This window comes from Bradyrhizobium sp. HKCCYLS3070, assembly GCF_051167575.1.
Classification (GTDB): Bacteria; Pseudomonadota; Alphaproteobacteria; order Rhizobiales; family Xanthobacteraceae; genus Bradyrhizobium.
Map to the genome: position 1 here is coordinate 132271 of NZ_JBNPTI010000010.1, position 19849 is coordinate 152119.

At 66.2% G+C, this 19849-nt stretch carries 13 protein-coding genes; 6 read left to right on the forward strand and 7 right to left on the reverse strand.

All coding sequences use genetic code 11. The features are described 5' to 3' along the window. Window positions 1-9: 9 nt before the first annotated feature. Both ACQR03_RS25730 and ACQR03_RS25735 read right to left on the reverse strand, forming a co-directional pair. Window positions 10-2535, reverse strand: coding sequence for a YbcC family protein (locus tag ACQR03_RS25730; RefSeq protein ID WP_434841656.1), 2526 nt, complete (start codon window positions 2533-2535; stop codon window positions 10-12). A gap of 13 nt (window positions 2536-2548) precedes the next feature. Then, window positions 2549-4138 (reverse strand): NADH-quinone oxidoreductase subunit L, encoded by a 1590-nt coding sequence (locus ACQR03_RS25735; protein WP_315825437.1) that lies wholly within the window; start codon window positions 4136-4138, stop codon window positions 2549-2551. A 116-nt stretch (window positions 4139-4254) separates the two neighbouring features. Here ACQR03_RS25735 and ACQR03_RS25740 point away from each other — a divergent pair, with 116 nt between their 5' ends. Then, window positions 4255-5154 (forward strand): LysR family transcriptional regulator, encoded by a 900-nt coding sequence (locus tag ACQR03_RS25740; protein WP_315716565.1) that lies wholly within the window; start codon window positions 4255-4257, stop codon window positions 5152-5154. A gap of 129 nt (window positions 5155-5283) precedes the next feature. Here the strand turns inward: ACQR03_RS25740 and ACQR03_RS25745 are convergent, their stop codons facing one another. Continuing rightward, window positions 5284-5430, reverse strand: coding sequence for a hypothetical protein (locus ACQR03_RS25745; RefSeq protein ID WP_315716719.1), 147 nt, complete (start codon window positions 5428-5430; stop codon window positions 5284-5286). A 471-nt stretch (window positions 5431-5901) separates the two neighbouring features. After that, window positions 5902-6576: a GntR family transcriptional regulator gene (locus ACQR03_RS25750; protein ID WP_316193593.1), complete on the reverse strand. Its 675-nt coding sequence runs from the start codon at window positions 6574-6576 to the stop codon at window positions 5902-5904. 150 nt (window positions 6577-6726) lie between these two features. Between ACQR03_RS25750 and ACQR03_RS25755 the strand changes: the two genes are divergently transcribed. The 3 genes from ACQR03_RS25755 to ACQR03_RS25765 all read left to right on the forward strand — a co-directional run bounded on the left by ACQR03_RS25755 (window position 6727) and on the right by ACQR03_RS25765 (window position 10659). Beyond that, window positions 6727-7929 (forward strand): ABC transporter substrate-binding protein, encoded by a 1203-nt coding sequence (locus ACQR03_RS25755; protein ID WP_316193592.1) that lies wholly within the window; start codon window positions 6727-6729, stop codon window positions 7927-7929. A gap of 368 nt (window positions 7930-8297) precedes the next feature. Further along, window positions 8298-9860 carry a TadE/TadG family type IV pilus assembly protein gene (locus ACQR03_RS25760; RefSeq protein ID WP_315716710.1) on the forward strand — a complete coding sequence of 521 codons (1563 nt, stop codon included), beginning with the start codon at window positions 8298-8300 and terminating at the stop codon, window positions 9858-9860. Window positions 9861-9948: 88 nt separating this feature from the next. Beyond that, window positions 9949-10659, forward strand: a complete 711-nt coding sequence (locus ACQR03_RS25765) for a hypothetical protein (protein ID WP_434841655.1) — start codon at window positions 9949-9951, stop codon at window positions 10657-10659. Here ACQR03_RS25765 and ACQR03_RS25770 read toward each other — a convergent pair. Next, the gene (locus ACQR03_RS25770) at window positions 10649-11497 is read right to left on the reverse strand and encodes a tetratricopeptide repeat protein (protein ID WP_434841654.1); all 849 of its coding nucleotides are present in this window, start codon (window positions 11495-11497) and stop codon (window positions 10649-10651) included. The genes ACQR03_RS25765 and ACQR03_RS25770 overlap by 11 nt on opposite strands. 73 nt (window positions 11498-11570) lie before the next feature. Then, window positions 11571-12518 carry an alpha/beta hydrolase gene (locus tag ACQR03_RS25775; protein WP_315769296.1) on the reverse strand — a complete coding sequence of 316 codons (948 nt, stop codon included), beginning with the start codon at window positions 12516-12518 and terminating at the stop codon, window positions 11571-11573. Window positions 12519-12711: 193 nt separating this feature from the next. Here ACQR03_RS25775 and ACQR03_RS25780 point away from each other — a divergent pair, with 193 nt between their 5' ends. Further along, window positions 12712-13191, forward strand: a complete 480-nt coding sequence (locus tag ACQR03_RS25780; RefSeq protein ID WP_315716558.1) for an Hsp20 family protein — start codon at window positions 12712-12714, stop codon at window positions 13189-13191. 258 nt (window positions 13192-13449) lie between these two features. On the opposite strand, the gene ACQR03_RS25785 is transcribed toward ACQR03_RS25780, so the two are convergent. After that, window positions 13450-14430 carry a hypothetical protein gene (locus ACQR03_RS25785; RefSeq protein ID WP_434841653.1) on the reverse strand — a complete coding sequence of 327 codons (981 nt, stop codon included), beginning with the start codon at window positions 14428-14430 and terminating at the stop codon, window positions 13450-13452. Window positions 14431-14979: 549 nt separating this feature from the next. Between ACQR03_RS25785 and gltB the strand changes: the two genes are divergently transcribed. Next, entirely contained in the window at window positions 14980-19716 is a 4737-nt protein-coding gene (gltB, locus tag ACQR03_RS25790; protein ID WP_434841652.1) for a glutamate synthase large subunit, read from the forward strand. Window positions 19717-19849: the final 133 nt, after the last annotated feature.

Sequence of the window (19849 nt, forward strand, 5' to 3'; positions counted from 1 at the left end):
CCGCCGGCTTCACGCCGCGGTCCAGACGCCCGGACGCACGCAACGCCGGATCGCTCCCTGCTCTCCGAGGGAATGCAGGATCACCCAGCCGTTGACGACGAGATCGCGCACGCCCTGGTGACGCTGCAGGACCTCGTCCATGGCGCTCTCCGGCGCGGCGATGAAGACGTTGAGCCTGATGGGTTCGTGGATGAAGCGCGTGCCGTCATGCACCGACTGCCAGGGCAGCCCGACACGCAAGTCGCCGGCGTTGCCCTCGAGCACGCCGAGCTGGCCGACGATGTTGTGCAACACCTTGTTGCCGCTGCCGAAGGCAGCGTTGTTCACGGTCGAGCCGTAATATTGCAGGTTGATCCAGCTCGCGACCACCATCGGCGCCGTCATGATCAGCTCGAGGGTGCGATAGCCGTCGTCACGGGCGGCCTCGTAGGAGTGCAGGAAGGCGCGGCCGCCGAGGTCGAGGCCGCGGGTGAAGGCGCGCGGCGCGGCGATGAAGGCGGCGTTGCCGGCGAGCCCCCATTCGGGCCGCACCTGCGACCAGTCGCGGCTCCGGGCGATCACCGCGTCATCGATGTCGGATACGTCCTTGATGCCGAGCAGCGCGCTGCGCTCCTGCCGCGCCAGCCGTGCAGCGTCCGCGAGCCGTGCCTTCAGCTGGGACAGATCCTGCGCGAGCACGGCCGGAACGTCGTCCTCGTCGAACAAGGTCACGGCATCGGTCGTGGTGTCGTGCAGCGCTCCGATGAACCAGCAATCGGCGGGGATGTCGATGCCCTTGGCGCGCAGACCTTCTCGCACACGCCAGTCGTTGAGAACGGCGGCGGCGACCCGCGCATTGGCCTCGCCGGTATGGCCCCCGCAGGCGCCGCAATCCAACCCCGACGCGTGCGGATTGTTGACGGTGGTGCTGCCGTGACCGGCCAGCAGCACGAGCCGCGCGAACGGCCCGGTCAGCGACATCGCCTTGAGCACCGCCTCGGCCATCGCGACGCGCTGCGGATCGGTGAAGCCGGTGGCCCGCCCGCCGAGCTCGCCCGGTGTCAGCCGCGGCTGGACGCGGGCCGCGATCTCGGGATCGAGACCATCAACGACGGGTGACGGCACGGGACGCGTGACACCTGCGCTGTCGGTTGCGATCTTGGCGGCGAAGCCGAGGCCGGCGGTCTCGACGAAGGAGAACGACGAGACGGCCGAGACCTTGAACGACTTCCAGGCCTTGGCCGCCCGCCGCCGCAGCAGCCGCAGACCCAGCACCTCGGCCGCCTCGACGTCATCGGCATGCTTGACGGCCTCGCAAACGACAAAGGCGGGCTTGAGCAGCACCGGGCATTGCGCGCCGCCCCTGGTATGGCCGATCGGGACGTATTCGATCGGGAAGCCGAAGAATCCGGCGAAGCCGATCGTCTCGGCTTCCGGATAAGCGGTCTCCAGCGCGCGCCGGAAGATCTCCGAGCGCACGTCGATGCAGAACGCGGCCTGCAACGCCGGCCGCGCCGGCAGCCGCGGGATCGCCGCCTCTGCGCCATGCGCGGCAAGCTGCCCGACCAGCCGCGCCCGGAAGGCGATCTCATAGGCCTCGTGCAGCACGAGATCGATCGCAAGCTCCGGCGTCTCGTCGAGCCGCTGATCGGCCGGCAGCTTCGCCGCTTCCGCCATGGCCTCCGCCCAGGCCGCCTTGAAGGCGTCGTCGGTGCGCGCCTGATAGAGCGCGTAGCCCCAGGCGAGCCGGATCGCCAGCAGCTCCAGCAGCGTCTCGTCGCGCCGACCGTCGAGCTGCGCGTTCCAACCGATGTAGCGGGCATAGGCCGACCAGCCGCCGAGATCGAACAGTGCCCGCACCAGATAGTCCTCGACTGCCCGCGCGGGGATGCCGAGCCGGTCGACGATCAGACCGATCGCCTGCACCGGATCGGCCGGCAGCTCCGCGATCGCCTTGCGGAAGCCGGTGAGCCCCATCACCTCGGGATTGCGGTCATAGGCCGCGATCGTCCGCCACGCGGCATAGGGCTTCAGCTTGCGCACCGGGCTGGGCCAGCTCGCCTGGCCTTCGTCGAAATAGGTGGCGCAAAACGCCGAGATCTCGTCGATCATGAAGGCGACCAGCGAGACGTAGCGATCGCCCTCGGCGAGCCGGTCGAGCACCTCGGCGACCGTCGCCACGACGGCGGGCGGCGACGACAGCCCGGCCTCGGCGCGCGCCTTCTGCTTGAGCGCGTCGACATCGAGCCCGGTCGAGGGATGCAGCGCGAGCGCCTGCGCCAGCGCTTCATCGTCGATCCGGCCGTCGTCGAGCGCCTGCCGGTAGTAGCCGCGCGGCATCAGCATCCGCGTCCGCACCACGCGCTCGAACGTCGCGGCGGTCGCGGCGAAGCTCTGCGAGGTAAAGCCGAGGAACGGATTGACGGCGACGAAGTGCTTCAGCGGCCACAACGGCGCGACCCGCTGGCAGGCGCTGTCGATGCGGGCCATCAGCCCGGCATCGGCGGTGGTGTCGATCGGGTCGGTCATGGACATGGCAAGGGCAGCCTGGGTCATCTTCATCTCCGGCTCACGGCTTGGACGGAAGGTGCGAGCTCGCGCTTCGCGGCCAAACCGTCAGCACGAGGCGGTTGGCGAGCGTGTTGAGATAGAGGCCGTTGCGCAGGTGGACGTAGGCCGCGATCCAGAACGGCGCGTCGGCGCGGCGCATCATCTGGTTCTGGAACACGGTCACCGCCGCGAACGAGACCACCACGGCCGCCGCGATCAGCATCGGCACGACACCATCGACCGGCCGCGATGCGGGAATGCTGCCGCCGACCAGCCAGGCCGTGCCGGCCTGCAGCGCGAAGTAGACGATCGCGACGCCCGCTGCGGTCACCGCGGCGCGGGCGATGACGAAGGCGTTCGGCCGCTCGTCGATCGCGTTGGCCATCAGGTGCACCAGCCCCATCAGCAGCACCGAGCCGAGCGCGATCTGCGCCGGGTTGCTGCGGAGCGTCATGCCGAAGGCGAGCCCCGTGAGCAGCGCGAGGCCGATTACCGCGACCAAGGCCAGGATCAGTCGTGCCGCGTGCGGCTGGCCGCCGGGGCTCGGCGTCCATGACGCGCGGGCGAGATCGATGATGCTGCCCGACGACAGGAAGGCGTGCGCCTTGTAGAGCGAATGCGCCACGATGTGCAGCAGCGCCGCGGAGAAGGCGCCGAGCCCGCATTGCAGCAGCATGAAGCCCATCTGCGCCACCGTCGAATAAGCGAGCTGAACCTTGACCGAGGTCTGCGTCAGCATCACCAGCGAGCCGAACAGCGCGGTGGCGCCACCGACGACCGCGAGGACGTCGAGCGCGGGCGTGGCCAGCAGCAGCACGTCGCTGAGCCTGAGCACCAGGAAGCCACCGGCATTGATGATGCCGGCATGCAGCAGGGCCGACACCGGGGTCGGCGTCTCCATCACCTCGATAAGCCAGCCATGCAGCGGCAGCTGCGCGGATTTCAGCATCGCGGTCGCGACGATCAGCAGCGCGGCGATCGTGACAATCGCCGATCCCGCCCCTTCTCCGCCGCGGGCCTGCGCAGCGAGGCTGGCGAGCTCCAGCGTGCCGAAGCGGAGGTAGAGAAGCAGCGCCGCGACCGCGAGGAAGGCATCGCCGAGCCGGCTCGCCACGAACTTCTTGCGCGAGGCGCGGACCGCGGCCGGACGGGTGTCGTAGAACAGCAGCAGCTTGCCGAGCGCCAGGCTGGTGCCGATCCAGGCCGCCAGCAGCAGCACCAGGTTTCCGGAGATCAGCAAGGTCAGCACCGCGGCCAGGGTGAGCAGCAGCCAGCGCGTGAACCTGACCTGGCCGGGATCGCCGTCGAGATAGTTGCGGCTGTAGCGCACGACGACGAAGCCGATGAAGCTGACCAGCATGATGAGGATGGCGCCGAGCGTATCGAGCTGCAGCGACAGCCCTAGGCCGTAGCCGCCGAGCAGTGGCGTCCGCCCTGCCCCCATGACCGCTGCGCCGAGGCTCGCGAGAGTGGCAAGGGCGAATGCGAGCGCGGCGGTCGCGATCGCGTTACGTGCGACGGTTCTGGCGCTGCCGCCGGTGCCGGCGAGCGCGACGACCGCGAGCGTGAGCGGCGCAAGCGCCGCAAGACAGGGAAGGAGCTGGTTCATGGCGGCCCGGTCGTTTGATCACAGGGGACGATCTCTCCCTCTTGCTTTACGGGCTGCAGTTCATTCCTAAAATTTCAATCATTGAACCTGATCGTTATAAAATATAGAATGATTGCGTGCCGCATCTGAATTACCACCACCTGCGCTACTTCTGGATCATCGCCAGCGAAGGCAGCATGAGCCGCGCCGCGCAGCGCCTCAACGTCTCGCCCTCCTCGCTGTCGGTGCAGGTGAAGGCGCTGGAGGAGCAGCTCGGGCAGAAGCTGTTCGAGCGCATTGGACGCACCCTGCAGCTCACCGAGGCCGGGCGCATCGCGCTCGACTATGCCGGCAGCGTGTTCAAGTCCGGCCATGAGCTGATCGAGACCTTGTCGGGCCTGCGGCCGGGACGGCAGCTGCTGCGGGTCGGCGCCGCGGCGAACCTGTCGCGCAACTTCCAGATCGCGTTCCTGAAGCCCTTGATCGGGCGCGGCGACGTCGAGCTGATCATCCACACCGGTCAGTTCAGCGACCTGTTGGAACAGCTCGACGCCCACAAGCTCGATCTCGTGCTCGCCAACCATCCGGCGGCGCCAGACATGCGCAGCAATTTCGACAACACGCTGATCGATGAGCAGCGCGTCAGCCTCGTTAGCCGCAAGCCGGCCAAGCCCGCGCGATTCCGATTCCCGCAGGATCTGGCAACGACGCCGGTGATCCTGCCCGGCCGAGGCAGCGCGCTGCGCTCGGCTTTCGATGCGCTGGTCGGATCCAGCGGGATCCGTCCGGTCATCGCCGCCGAGGTCGACGACATGGCGATGCTGCGCCTGATGGCCCGCGAGAGCGGCACCGTCACGTTGGTGCCGTCGATCGTCGTGATCGACGAACTGCGTACCGGCGTGCTGGTTGAACGCGCCCGCCTGAGCGCGCTGAAGGAGCAGTTCTTCGCCGTGAGCCAGCAGCGCCGCTATCCCAATCCGCTCGTCGCCGAGCTGATCGGATCACGCGACAGGAAGAGCGGTTCACGGCCTGAATGACCTGTCCGTGGCACTTTGTCTTGAAATAGGTTGCAGGCAGCCCGCAAGACATCGGGACGGACCGGTCTTGCGGACCAACTCCCAGTTCGTTCCGAACTGGGGCAAGGTCAGCAGTCGTGAGCCGTCCGATCAGAACATCGCGGGCGGACTGACATTCACCCCGTGCTGGACCAGCACGAGAGAAGCGACCACGCCCGTCAATGAGAACATGGTCACCAGACCAAATCCGGAATTGAGCGCATGGGGACCAACCAGCTTCCGCACAATCATCATCATCAATGTCTCCTCCTGAATGTCGTTAGTGGACTTAACTAGAGGGACGGTGCGTTACCGGGGCGTTTCCAAATTTGGAGAGATCGGCGCGTGGTGAATGCATCCTTGAATGCACAGCATGCCCGGCATGAAGGCCGCTTAACACTGACGGCGGATTTGCAGTTGCATCGAGACGGGGGAAGCGCCGACGCTCGAAGAAGTTGAATCTTCGTATTAGCTCGCCCTGAACGGAGCACGATGTCGACGACAAGGATGGACGACGGCCGCACGCGAGGCACGGTGGTTCGTGTCGCGCTGAGCGATCGCATCTATACGCGGCGCGAGCAATTCGACGCTTCCCGTTTCCCAGCGGAAGTACATCGTCACCCCGAATGAAGTGGCCGCAGCCGTCAGGCGACCCTCGGTCATTCGGCTGGCGACATCCGGCTCGGAACGGATCGCGAAGACGTTCGCGGTCTGCGTCCTGATATGATCCTACTTCGCCTCATTCATCGCCGTCGCTGCGAGCAGCGCCGCCTCGATCGTGTCCCGGGTCTTGTCGAGATGCGCCATCATGAGCGTCACCGCGCGCTCGGTGTCGCGCGCCAGCGCCGCCTCCATCAGTTCGCGATGCTCACGCGCGGCATCGCGGTTGCCGCGATCGGTCTTGCGGGCGAGATCGAGATAACGCTCGTTGTGCGCAAACAGGAGATCGCGCACCCGCATCATCCAGGCGCTGCCACAGGCCTGGGCCAACGCGGCATGGAAATCGGCATGCGCCAGCATCCAGGCCGGCGAGAAGCTGCCGTCATGGGCCGCGATCGGCGTCGCGGCCAGACGGTGATGCGCGGCAACGACCGCGGACTCCCAGGCGAGATCACCGTTGGCGATGGCGCGGCGCAGGCACTTGGTCTCGATCTCGACGCGCATGTCGGTCAGATCGCGCAGATCGGCCACCGAGACCGGCGCCACGCGGAAGCCGCGCTGCGGCGTCGCCGTCACCAGCCCTTCCGCCGTGAGCCGCGCCAGCGCCTCGCGGATCGCCCCGGTGCTGACCGAGAAGGCTGATCCGAGCTCGCTGATCTTCAGCTTCTCCTCCGGACGATAGAGGCCGGCGAGCAGGCTGGCACGCAACTGCTCGTAGACGGTCTGGGTGGCGCTGCCGGACATCGACTCACTCTCGCGGGACAATCAATTCACACTAGCAAAGCCTAAAAGTATATTTTCATCAAAAAATATATTTTAATTGCACGGCCTCCGCCATGCCCCTATGCTCATCGCCAAAACGCCGCCGGCAGCGCGGCCATCAGGGAGGTATCCATGCGAAGCCCCATCGCAGCGGCAGGATTGTTGGTCGCCGCGTCCGTCCTCGCCGTACCCGCTCGGGCGGAGGATCAGCCGGGCGTCACCGCCAGCGAGATCCGCATTGGACAGACCATGCCCTACAGCGGGCCGGTGTCCGCCTTCGGCATCCTCGGCAAGGGCGAGGTGGCCTATTTCAAGATGATCAACGACCGCGGCGGCATCAACGGTCGCAAGGTCAACCTGATCTCGCTGGACGACAGCTACGTGCCGCCCAAGACCGTGGAGCAGACGCGACGTCTGGTCGAGAGCGACGAGGTGTCGTTCATCTTCTCGACCATGGGCACCGCGCACAACACCGCGATCGCCAAGTATCTCCAGGGCAAGAAGGTGCCGCAGCTGTTCGTGGCCTCGGGCGCCTCGAAGTTCGGCGACCCTGCGCAATTTCCGCTGGCCTTGATGGGCGTGATGGCGCCGTTCCGCAACGAAGCGCGGATGTATGCGCGCTACGCGCTGCAGACGAAGCCGGATTCGACCTTTGCCATTCTCGCGCAGAACGACGATTTCGGCCGCGACTATCTCGCCGGGCTGAAGGACGTGCTCGGCGAGCGCTTCGACAGCACGGTGACCGTCGCAAGCTACGAGTCGACCGAGCCGACCATCGACTCGCAGATCGTGAAGCTGAAATCGACCGGCGCCGATGCGCTGATCATCGCCGCGACGCCGAAATTCGCCGCGCAGGCGATCCGCAAGACCCATGAGATCAACTGGCGCCCGCTGACGTTCCTGACCAACGTCTCGGTGTGGATGTCATCGGTCATGGAGCCGGCGGGCCTCGAGGCCGGCACCGGAATCATCTCGACGGCCTACGTCAAGGATCCGTTGGATCCCGCCTGGGCCAACGATGCCGGCGTCAAGGGCTGGCGCGACTATATGGCGAAATACGTGCCCGACGGCGACATCCGCGATTCCAACTACGTCAACGGCTACAACAACGGCATGGTGCTGGAGCACGTGCTGAAGGCGGCCGGCAACGATCTGTCGCGCGAGAACATTTTGCGGCAGGCGCTGTCGATCAAGGATCTCGAACTGCCGATGCTGCTGCCGGGCATCAAGGTCAACACGTCAGAGACCGACCACCTCCCGGTCGAGCAGGTGCAGTTCATGCGTTTCACCGGCAAGCAGTGGGAGCGGTTCGGCGAGGTGCTGTCGACCAAGTAGCAGCGGCTGCTCCGGTGGATCGTCGGCGCGGCTCCGCGCTGACGACAGGCGCATGCATGGGCTGGCACGGTATTGGAGGACGGCGCCTCTCTCTCGCCACGTAAACAAAATCGCAACAGTCGCCTGCGATGTTTCGTCGCAGGTCAACCGAATTCGCAATCGGCGTCCGCATACATCCACATGTGGTCCCGCGCGCGACGGCGTGACCATCTGCTCACGGCCGGGGGAGCGGGCGGAGGGCGGGCTCGTGCCCGGTTCTCACCGCAGGTCTCCTTGAAGCAGTCGCGGAGACGATCGCCGCGGGGAACCGCCAACAAGGAAAAGAATACAGGTCCTCACCGCCCCAACGGGATCTTTTGAGGAAGAGCATGACGGATATCAGCCGACCAGCGAGCCGGGCGATCGCCGCCATCGCGCGCTTCTCCCGCGACAGCAAGGCCAATATCGCGGTCACATTCGCGCTGGCGCTGTTGCCGATTCTCACGGCGATCGGATGCGCGACCGACTACTCCATGGCCATGCGCATGAAGATCAGGCTCCAGTCTGCGGCCGATGCCGCGAGCATCGCCTCGATCTCGGTCAACTCGGCAGGCTATACAGCGGCGATGGCGATGACGTCGGACGGAACCGTTACCGCCGGGGTCTCGGAGGCGGACAACATCTTCAAGGGCAACGCCTCTACCTTTCAAGGCTACACATTGACGTCCGAGACCAGCACCGTCACCAAGAGCGGGTCCACACTGACGTCGCAGGTGCAATTCACCGCCAACGTGCCGGCCACGTTCCTGACGGTGATCGGCTATCAGAATCTGACGGTCAGCGGCCAATCGTCCTCCTCCGTCACGTTGCCACTCTATCTCGACTTCTATTTGACGCTGGACGTCTCGGGCTCGATGGGCCTCCCGTCGACATCGTCCGAAGCACAGCGCATGCAGGCCATCAGCCCGGACAACTACAGGCAATACCCCACGGGATGCACGCTGGCGTGCCATTTTTCGCCGCAGAATAGCGCTTGCACCGATTCAGGGACCCAGGGATATCCCACGAACAATTATTGCCTGGGCTATGCGATCTCGCGCGTCAGCCAGAGCGGTTACAAGAACCTGCTGACCACCAACAAGAACTACCCCATGGGCGTTCAACTGCCGTCGTCGATCGTGTCCGGCCTGCCGAACTCACTGTACAAGAACCTGGCGACCGTTGCGAACTGCCCGACCGATGGGACGGATGCATGCATCCAGCTGCGGCTGGATGCCGTGGGCTATGCCGTGAACCAGCTGTTTGTCACGGCGAACAACACCAAGAAGGTCAACAACCAGTTCCGGATCGGCCTCTACCCCTTCATCCGATATCTCTATTCCTACTTTCCGCTCACCAGCAGCATCAACGGCTCGACGACGGATTCGACCACCATCAACTATGCGGCGGCCAACCTTGCGACGCTGCTCGACACCAACACCAACGCATCTCTCGGCTCGGGCGGAACGCATATCGACACGGCCCTGTCCAGCGTCAACAACCTGATCGTCAATGTCGGGAACGGCAGCGCCTCGACCAATACCCTGCCCTACGTGTTCCTGGTCACCGACGGCGCGCAAGACCCGCAAGTGAAGGGCGTGCCCAATGGCTCATGGTCCGGCAGCAATCATGCCACCGTGATCGATCCGAACACCTCCTGCACACCGCTGAAGAACCGCGGCATCATCATCTCAGTTCTCTACATTCCCTATCAGGTGATCAATCCGGTGAACGCATCCTTCGCCGGTGACGAAGACGACTATGCCAACAGCAACATTCCTTCGATTCCGCCGAGCCTGAAGGCCTGCGCCTCGCCGGGATTCTTCTATACGGCGAACACGCCCGCCGACATCACGTCGGCGCTGAACGCGATGTTCAATCATGCGGTGTCCGAGGCGCATCTGACGAGATAGAGCAGAGACAAGCCCAGGCTCGGCCGTTGGACTTTCGGCGCCGAAGGCGTAGACCTCTACCGTCGACCACGAAAGAGCCGCGGCGCCCATGTCCGAGACTGATCCGCTCACGCTGAAATTTCGCTGTCCGAAGGAGCTGGAAGGCCTCATTCCGCAGCCGGTGCCGGCGCCGATGGGCGTTCCCGACTGGGTCAAGACGATGCCGGCCACCGCGTTCAGCGCGCTCAACCAGGCCGAGGAGCAGACCGTCAAGCGTTGCCCGCCCTTCATCGACGCGATGACGACGGGCTTCCTCATTCCGCTGGTCTGTGACCTCACGGTCGAGGATGGCGGGATCAGTTGGGACAACGAGCTGCCGCCGGGCGGTGCGATCGATTTTCCGCGCTCGCCGATCAGCTTCCACGACGTCGCGCAGGTCACGGGCTCGCCGCTGTTCGAGGCCGACCGCTTCCTGCTCAAGTTTCACAATCTCTGGACGATCGAGGCGCCGGAGGGCTGGGCATTGCTGTTCACGCATCCCGTCAACCGCTTCGACCTGCCCTTCACCACCGTGACCGGCCTCGTCGACAGCGACCGCTTTCACGATAGCTTCGTGCATTTTCCGGCGCATTGGCACGACACGTCGTTCCGCGGCGTGCTGCCAAAGGGTACGCCGGTCGCGCAATGCATTCCGGTGAAGCGGCAGGCCTGGACGATGCAGATCTCGGCCTTCACCGAAGAGGAAATCGCGGAGATTCACGAGGTGCGCGAGGCGCTGAAGCGCGAGACCGGCGTCTATCGCAAGCGGTTCAGGGCTTGAGGGCGGCCGCGCCGTCGACCTGAAGGAACTTCGCCGCATCGCTCGGCCGGAAAAAGAAGCGGCCATGCGAGCTGACGACCATCGTATAGGCCGCGCGGCTCAACAGATGCGGCCGGCCGCGCACCACCGTGCGCAGCGCCGCCTCGGCCCCGGCGCGGTCGCCCATCTCCATCAGGCACATCGCGAGGTTGGCGCGGGTCTGGGTGTCCTCGGGCCGCAGGCCGAGCGCATGGCGGTAGGTGCCTGCGGCCTCGGCATAGTCGCCGTCGAGGAACTGCACCCAGGCGAGCTCGATCAGGATGTCGGGCCGTCCCGGCGCGGCCTCGCGCGCCGCCAACAGGTGCGTGCGGGCACGAACGCGGTCATTGGCCTGGAGAGAGAGGCGTCCGAGATCGAGCTGGAGGTCGACGCTGTCGGGTGACAGCGTCAGCGCCTCCTCGATCACGGCGATGGCGTCACCGAGCTGTCCCGACTTGGCAAGCCGCCCCGCCAGCTCCTGGAACGCCGGCAGAAAAGGTGGCCGCCGCGCCGCGGTCTTGCGCAGCTGCGCGATGCCGTCGGCGGCGCGTCTGGATTCGCACAAGGCAGCGCCGAGCAGTGTCTCGAGTTCCGGATCGCTGCCGCGCAACGCCGCCTTCTCGAGCGGCGCGATCGCTTCGTTCGCGCGCTGCTGGCCGAGCAGCGCATGGGCCTGGACGAGCAGCGCGGCGCGGTCGGTCCTGGCCGTGCGCAGGATCGAGGCGGCGATCTGCTCGGCGCGCGCGAACTGCCGCGCGCGCAGCGCGTGGACCGCTTCCTGCAGCGCCTGCGCCTGCTGATTTTTCCGCCGTTCACTCACGTCTGCAGCCAAGCTCCGAGGAAGAGGTCGAGTCTAGCTAGCTCGCCGTCCCCGGGAGTGTCCAGCAGCACACTCACCCGAACAGCGGCGTGCCCGGCACGAAGGCATCGAACGCGGCCCAGAACTGCGAGCGGTAGCGGTCCTGCTCCTGCAGGATCTCGTGCTTGGCACCGGCGATGACGAGATGCGAGCCGGCGCGCAGATGATAGGCGAACTCCTCGATCGCAGCCGTCGACACCACGGTGTCGCTGGAGGCCGCCAGCATCAGGATCGGCTGGCGGATCTGGGAGGGATAGGTCATGCCGCGGAAGGTCATCATCGCCGAGAACGCCGCGTCGGCCCAGGCGACCGTGGGCGAGGCGATGCCGAGCGTCGGATCCTCCTCGAGGATCGCGGCGTTGCGGGCATAGCGGACCGGATCGGAGGTCAGAGGATTGTTGACGAACGGCGCCAGCCCGCTGATCTCGTCGTTGCCGCCCGGCACGTAGCGGCCGCCCTGTCCGGCGATGCGCATCGCCCGCAGCAACAGCCGCGCCGGCAGCGCGGTGCGGCTGTCCGGAAGGTCGATCATCGGCGCCGACAGCACGACGCGATCGAACCAGCGCTTGCCGGCATGCGCGAGCCGCAGCAGCACCGTGCCGCCCATCGAATGCGCCAGCGCGAAATAAGGCGGCGGACAATCCGGCAGCACGACTTGCGTGACGAAGGTCTCCACGTCGGTCTCGTAGTCGGAGAACGAGCGCACATAGCCCTTGCGGGAATCGCGCAGGCGCCGCGACGAATGGCCCTGGCCGCGCCAGTCGATGATGGCGACCGCAAAGCCGCGATCGCGCAGATCGCGCACCGTCTCGAAATACTTCTCGATCATCTCGCTGCGGCCGGTGAACACGCACACCGTGCCCTTGCGCCCGGCCGGCGGCGCCCAGCGCGCAAAGCGCAGCTCGGCGCCATCAGGGGTCTTGATGGTGCCGGCAGTGACGTTTTCGGGAACGGGATTGGCGGGAATCGAGACGAGCGTCATGAGGCGCCCATCGAATAGGTGAAAGGCAGCGGGAATCAAGGGGTGGAACGGCAAAAAGAGCAGGTCTTGGGCGCCCTTGAAGGTCGAAACGTCCGGCCCATATCGAGATCGTGCAGGCCGCGTCAGGCTGCACGACAGCCCGGCCCGATGGCGGGCGGGTTAGCCAACAGTCGCTCAATGGAGGACTTTGACCATGCGTACCTACGACCTCACCCCCTTCTATCGTTCCACCGTCGGTTTCGACCGTCTGTTCTCGCTGCTCGACCAGGCCACCGCCGAGCCCACCCCCGGCTATCCGCCCTACAACATCGAGCGCACCGGTGAGAACGCTTACCGCATCACCGTCGCCGTCTCCGGCTTTGGCAAGGATGAGCTCTCCCTCGTCGCGAAGGAAAACACGCTGACGATCAAGGGCGAGAAGGCCGCCAACGAGAACGGCAAAAAGGCCGAGGTGCTGTATCGCGGCATCGCCGCCCGGGCCTTCGAGCGCTCGTTCCAGCTCGCTGACCACGTGGTGGTGAAGAACGCCAGCCTCGAAAACGGCCTGCTCCACGTCGACCTCGTACGCGAGATTCCGGAAGCGAAGAAGCCCCGCTCGATTCCGATCTCGACCGGCGCGCAGGCCGCCGAGCAGCCGGTGATCGAAGGCTCGGCCGAGAAGGCCGCCGCGTAATCGGCATACTCTCCAGGAATGCAGACGCCCCGGGAAACCGGGGCGTTTTTTTGTGTGGGGTTGGCCTCACACCCCCTCGACGCTCGCGCTGGCCGCTCCGCGACGCACTGTCATGCCCGCGAAGGCGGGCATGCAGTCTGCCGAGACGGTCGTGATCAGCCGAGATGCCGGTGGTGACTCGATTGCCCGGTCAAGCCGGGCGACGCCAGTTGTGGGTGTGGCGAGGGCGCCGATGGCCGACGCCCCATCCCGTTGCCTTCAATCCAGCCCCTGGACCGGCGGCATCTTTGCCGTCGGCAGGATCTGCGGCGCCGGCTTGGCCGCAGGCGCGGCGACGGAGCCGGTCGTCGGCGGCGCCGCCGCTGCCGACTGGACGGGCTTGGCATCTGCAGGCGTCGCCTCCGGTGCCTTGGCCTCGGCGGGCCTGCTCTCACCGGCCTTCGGCTCGTCGGCCTTGGCGACCGGCTTCGTTTCGGCCGGCTTCACCTCAGCGGGCCTCGCCTCGGCCGGCTTGATGTCCGCGGGGCCGGGCGCGACCGGCTTGACCGCCTCGGCCGGCTTCGGATTGAGCGCGGCGGTCTGCGGCGCCGGAGCACTCGGCCGTGCGGCAGGCGTCGGCACCTTCGGCTGGACCGGCACCGCGGTGGCAACGCGCGGCGCAGCCGGCATCGGCGGCACCAGGCGCGGATCGGCCCGGATCACGCTCGGCGGCGGCAGGCGGTCGAGGCCGCCGCGCGGGCTCGGCTCATAGCGCATCCGCTCGTACTCCTCGCCCCATTGGAACGCCGGCACGAAGCGGATGATGCGGCCGGAGCGAGCATCGACCACGAGCTTGCCGTCCTCGCCCTGGCGATCGAGCACCGCCACGACCCAGACATTGCCGCGCTGGCGCGGTGCGCCGAGCGGCGAGAAACCGTTGTCGCGCAGAATCGCATAGACCTCATGCACCGGCAGGAACGCCGGTGCATAGCCATACTCCTGCTGGTAACCGTCCTGACGGTAGACCGGCGCCGGCGGCACATAGCGCTCGTCGCGGTAGCCGTAGTCAGGGCCCGGCCGATAGCCGTAACGCGGCGGCGGTGCGGGCACGACGGCCGGCGGCGGCAGGTCCGAATAAGGCGTATCGAAATCGGAGACCACCGTGTAGGGCGCACGGACGCCCTGCGGCGGCAACGGCTCGGCCTGCGCGGCAAACGGCGCGATCAACGCGGCCGAGACGACTCCAACTAGCAACTTCATGGCTCAAAGCTCCTGCATGCCCCCGCACGTGAAGCTGTTCGCTTCTTCTCAAGTGCCGCGGAAGTTCTGCCGTGATTCCGGCGGTCCTGGGTCGGCGAGAGGGCGGGATCGGGGCGTTAGGTTTCAAAATCGAGCGCGGCGCGTGATCGCCGGCCCGGCCGGATCGATCGGTCAGTGGCAGAAGCGGAAGATTTGCCGGGGAATGAGCGTGTGCGGCGCCCGGACCTCAGGACTCCGCAGTGCTTGTGTGATAGGTTAAAGTTTGGCATCTTGCGGTTTAGGACAGAAATGCTGTCTAAAATTTCGTTGCAAAGGTGACCGAGACTTTGCAATGATGTTACGGCGCCTGAGGGCGTTGCGACATGAACAGGCCGCGGTCGTCCAGCGGGGACATGGTCCCCCGGACACTGGCCTGAATTCTGCAAATGCGGCTCGCTGAGAAGGACGAGCGTTGGCTCCGGAGAGGGGCCCGCGCAGCGCCCGGGGTGCGCCGGACGGACTGTACCGGACTGTGGTGAAGGCCCTGACCAATAATTTATGGGGACGGATATGAGCGGATCGAAGGTCGAGCACGGAATTTTGGGCGGCGCGGTGCTGGCTGTGGATTCGCATGAGAAACCGGCCGAAATCACCCGCGAGCTGCATACGTGGCGTCCTGAAGCCGAAGGTCTGTACGACCCGAGCCAGGAGAAGGATTCCTGCGGCGTCGGCTTCATCGCCAACATCAAGGGCCAGAAGTCGCATCAGATCGTCGCGGACGCGCTCAGCATCCTCTGCAATCTGGAGCACCGCGGCGCCGTCGGCGCCGACCCGCGCTTCGGCGACGGCGCCGGCATCCTGGTGCAGATCCCGCACGCCTTCTTCTCGCGCAAGGCGAAGGAGCTCGGCTTCACGCTGCCGGCTCCGGGAGAATACGCCATCGGCGCGCTGTTCATGCCGCGCGACGAAGCGTGGCGGAACGTCATCAAGAGCATCATCGCCGACCAGATCGAGGACGAAGGCCTGGTGCTGCTCGGCTGGCGCGACGTGCCGACCGACAACTCCTCGCTGGGGGTGACCGTCAAGCCGACCGAGCCGCGCAGCATGCAGGTGTTCATCGGCCGCAACGGCGCCGCCAAGACCGAGGACGAGTTCGAGCGCAAGCTCTACATCCTCCGCAAGTCGATCTCGCAGGCGATCTATCAGCGCCGCGACCGCGGCATGTCGGGCTATTACCCCTGCTCGATGTCGTGCCGGACCGTGATCTACAAGGGCATGTTCCTGGCCGACCAGCTCGGCAAGTACTACGCCGACCTGCACGAGCCGGACTTCGAGAGCGCGCTGGCGCTGGTGCATCAGCGCTTCTCGACCAACACCTTCCCGACCTGGTCGCTGGCTCACCCGTACCGGATGATCGCGCATAATGGCGAGATCAACACGCTGCGCGGCAACGTCAACTGGATGGCGGCGCGCCAGGCGTCCGTGTCTTCCGAGCTGTTCGGCAAGGACATCAGCCGGCTCTGGCCGATCTCCTATGAAGGCCAGTCCGACACCGCCTGCTTCGACAACGCGCTCGAATTCCTGGTGCAGGGCGGCTACTCGCTGCCGCACGCGGTCATGATGATGATCCCGGAAGCCTGGGCCGGCAATCCGTTGATGAGCGAGGAGCGCCGCTCGTTCTACGAATATCACGCCGCGCTGATGGAGCCGTGGGACGGCCCGGCCGCGATCGCCTTCACCGACGGCCGCCAGATCGGCGCCACGCTCGACCGCAACGGCCTGCGGCCGGCGCGCTATCTCGTCACCAAGGACGACCGCATCGTGATGGCGTCCGAGATGGGCGTCTTGAAGATTCCGGAGGAGCAGATCGTCACCAAATGGCGGCTGCAGCCGGGCAAGATGCTGCTCGTCGATCTCGAGGAGGGGCGCCTGATCCCGGACGACGAGATCAAGGCGCAGCTCGCCGCCAGCCATCCCTACACCGAGTGGCTCGCGCGCACACAGATCCAGGTCGAGAAGCTGCCGGACGCGCCGACCATGGGCGCGCGCACCAACCTGCCGCTCTTGGACCGGCAGCAGGCGTTCGGCTACAGCCAGGAAGACATCGCGATCCTGATGACGCCGATGGCGGCGACCGGCGAGGAGGCCACGGGCTCGATGGGCAACGACACGCCGATCTCGGCGCTGTCGGACAAGCCGAAGCTGCTTTTCACCTACTTCAAGCAGAACTTCGCCCAGGTCACCAACCCGCCGATCGACCCGATCCGCGAGGAGCTGGTGATGAGCCTGGTCTCGATCATCGGTCCGCGGCCGAACCTGTTCGACCTCGAAGGCGTCGCTTCGACCAAGCGGCTCGAGGTGCATCAGCCGATCCTGACCGATGCGGACCTCGAGAAGATCCGCTCGATCTCGCAAGTGTCCGACAGCCACTTCGTCTCGCGCACGCTCGACACCACCTTCGATGCGAGCCTGGGCGCGGCCGGCTTCGAGCAGGTGCTCGACGATCTCTGCGGCCGCGCCGAAGCCGCGGTGCGCGAGGGCGTCAACATCATCATCCTGTCCGACCGCATGGTCTCGGCCGACCGGATTCCGATCCCGTCGCTGCTCGCCTGCGCCGCCGTGCATCATCACCTGATCCGCACCGGCCTGCGCACGTCGGTCGGTCTCGTGGTGGAGTCGGGCGAGCCGCGCGAGGTGCATCACTTCGCCTGTCTGGCCGGCTACGGCGCAGAGGCGATCAATCCTTATCTCGCCTTCGAGACCATCATCGCGCTCAAGGACAAGCTGCCGGGCGCGCTGAGCGACTACGAGGTCGTCAAGCGCTACATCAAGTCGATCGGCAAGGGCTTGCTCAAGGTCATGTCCAAGATGGGCATCTCGACCTACCAGTCCTATTGCGGCGCGCAGATCTTCGACGCGGTCGGCCTGAAGGCCGAGTTCGTGCAGAAGTTCTTCTACGGCACCCACACCCGTATCGAAGGCGTCGGTCTGGCCGAGATCGCCGAGGAGACCACGCGCCGTCACCGCGACGCGTTCGGCGACGCGCTGGTCTACAAGACCGCGCTCGACGTCGGCGGCGAATACGCCTTCCGCACCCGTGGCGAGGACCATGCCTGGACCGCGGAATCGGTCGCGACGCTGCAGCATGCCGTGCGCGGCAATTCCAGGGAGCGCTACCAGGCGTTCGCCAGGCTGCTCAACGAGCAGTCCGAGCGGCTTCTGACCCTGCGCGGTCTGTTCCGGATCAAGTCGGCCGAGGACGACAAGCGCAAGCCGGTCCCGCTCGACGAGGTCGAGCCGGCGAAGGAGATCGTCAAGCGCTTCGCCACGGGTGCGATGTCGTTCGGCTCGATCTCGCGCGAGGCGCACACCACGCTCGCGATCGCCATGAACCGGATCGGCGGCAAGTCGAACACCGGCGAGGGCGGCGAGGAAGCCGACCGTTTCAAGCCGATGCCGAACGGCGATTCCATGCGCTCGGCGATCAAGCAGGTCGCCTCGGGCCGGTTCGGCGTGACGACGGAATATCTCGTCAACTCCGACATGATGCAGATCAAGATGGCGCAGGGTGCCAAGCCCGGCGAAGGCGGCCAGTTGCCCGGCCACAAGGTCGACGCCACCATCGCCAAGGTGCGTCACTCGACGCCGGGTGTCGGCCTGATCTCGCCGCCGCCGCACCACGACATCTACTCGATCGAGGATCTCGCGCAGCTGATCTACGACCTGAAGAACGTCAATCCCGACGGCCAGGTCTCGGTCAAGCTCGTCTCCGAAGTCGGCGTCGGCACGGTTGCCGCCGGCGTTGCCAAGGCGCGCGCCGACCATGTCACGATCGCGGGCTTCGAGGGCGGCACCGGTGCCTCTCCCCTCACCTCGATCAAGCATGCGGGCTCGCCGTGGGAGATCGGCCTTGCCGAAACGCACCAGACGCTGGTGCGCGAGCGGCTGCGCAGCCGCATCGTGGTCCAGGTCGACGGCGGCTTCCGCACCGGTCGTGACGTCGTCATCGGCGCCCTGCTCGGCGCCGACGAATTCGGCTTCGCCACCGCCCCCTTGATCGCCGCCGGCTGCATCATGATGCGCAAGTGCCATCTCAACACCTGCCCGGTCGGCGTCGCCACCCAGGACCCGGTGCTGCGCAAGCGCTTCACCGGCCAGCCCGAGCACGTGATCAACTTCTTCTTCTTCGTCGCCGAGGAAGTCCGCGAGATCATGGCGAGCCTCGGCTACCGCTCGTTCAACGAGATGGTCGGCCAGACCCAGATGCTCGACCAGTCCCGCCTGGTGGCGCATTGGAAAGCCAAGGGCCTCGACTTCTCCAAGCTGTTCGTCAAGCAGAAGGAGGCGCCGGGCCAGAAGATCCATCACGCCGAGGCGCAGGACCATCACCTCGAGGCCGTGCTCGACCGCAAGCTGATCGAGCAGGCCAAGCCCGCGCTCGACCGTGGCGCGCCGGTCAAGATCGAGGCCGAGATCAACAACACCGACCGTTCGGCGGGCGCGATGCTCTCGGGCGCGGTGGCCAAGATCTACGGCCATGCCGGCCTGCCGCAGGACACGATCCATGTCAGCCTGAAGGGCACCGCCGGCCAGGCCTTCGGCGCCTGGCTCGCCCAAGGCGTCACCTTCGAGCTCGAAGGCGAAGGCAACGACTACGTCGGCAAGGGGCTGTCGGGCGGCCGCATCATCGTCAAGCCGCCGCGCAACTCCGGCATCGTGCCGGAGGAATCGATCATCGTCGGCAACACCGTGATGTACGGCGCGATCTCCGGCGAGTGCTTCTTCCGCGGCATCGCCGGCGAGCGCTTCGCGGTCCGCAACTCCGGCGCGGTCGCCGTGGTCGAGGGCGCGGGCGATCATTGCTGCGAATACATGACCGGCGGCATCGTCGTCGTGCTCGGCAAGACCGGGCGCAACTTCGCGGCCGGCATGTCGGGCGGCGTCGCCTATGTGCTCGATGAGGCCGGCGACTTCGACAAGCATTGCAACATGGCGATGGTCGAGCTCGAGCCGGTGCTGTCGGAGGAGATGATCGCCGAGGACACCTATCACCAGATGGGCGACCTCGAGGCGCATGGCCGTGTCGACGTGTTCAAGAACCTGCTGGCGTCCGACGTCGAGCGCCTGCACGTCCTGATCTCGCGTCACGCCAAGGCCACCGGCTCCAAGCGCGCCGCCGACATCCTGGCGAACTGGAAGGACTCCGCGCCGAAGTTCCGCAAGGTGATGCCGGTCGAATACCGCCGTGCCCTGAAGGAGCTCGCCGCCAACGCCGACGCCGAGCCCAAGATCGCGATCGGGGCCTGAGGCGCAGGCCACAACCAAGGCGTCATTGCGAGCGCAGCGACTTGTCCGCCGAAGCCCCTTGGGGCGTAGGCGGAAGCAATCCAGGGCCCAGGAGAAAGTCTGGATTGCTTCGTCGCTGACACTCCTCGCAATG

Coding starts and splice junctions, on each gene's coding strand:
- ACQR03_RS25730 (WP_434841656.1), bottom strand. CDS start 2,535: ATGACCCAGGCTGCCCTTGCCATGTCCATGACCGACCCGATCGACACC.
- ACQR03_RS25735 (WP_315825437.1), bottom strand. CDS start 4,138: ATGAACCAGCTCCTTCCCTGTCTTGCGGCGCTTGCGCCGCTCACGCTC.
- ACQR03_RS25745 (WP_315716719.1), bottom strand. CDS start 5,430: ATGATGATGATTGTGCGGAAGCTGGTTGGTCCCCATGCGCTCAATTCC.
- ACQR03_RS25750 (WP_316193593.1), bottom strand. CDS start 6,576: ATGTCCGGCAGCGCCACCCAGACCGTCTACGAGCAGTTGCGTGCCAGC.
- ACQR03_RS25755 (WP_316193592.1), top strand. CDS start 6,727: ATGCGAAGCCCCATCGCAGCGGCAGGATTGTTGGTCGCCGCGTCCGTC.
- ACQR03_RS25760 (WP_315716710.1), top strand. CDS start 8,298: ATGACGGATATCAGCCGACCAGCGAGCCGGGCGATCGCCGCCATCGCG.
- ACQR03_RS25765 (WP_434841655.1), top strand. CDS start 9,949: ATGTCCGAGACTGATCCGCTCACGCTGAAATTTCGCTGTCCGAAGGAG.
- ACQR03_RS25775 (WP_315769296.1), bottom strand. CDS start 12,518: ATGACGCTCGTCTCGATTCCCGCCAATCCCGTTCCCGAAAACGTCACT.
- ACQR03_RS25780 (WP_315716558.1), top strand. CDS start 12,712: ATGCGTACCTACGACCTCACCCCCTTCTATCGTTCCACCGTCGGTTTC.
- ACQR03_RS25785 (WP_434841653.1), bottom strand. CDS start 14,430: ATGAAGTTGCTAGTTGGAGTCGTCTCGGCCGCGTTGATCGCGCCGTTT.
- gltB (WP_434841652.1), top strand. CDS start 14,980: ATGAGCGGATCGAAGGTCGAGCACGGAATTTTGGGCGGCGCGGTGCTG.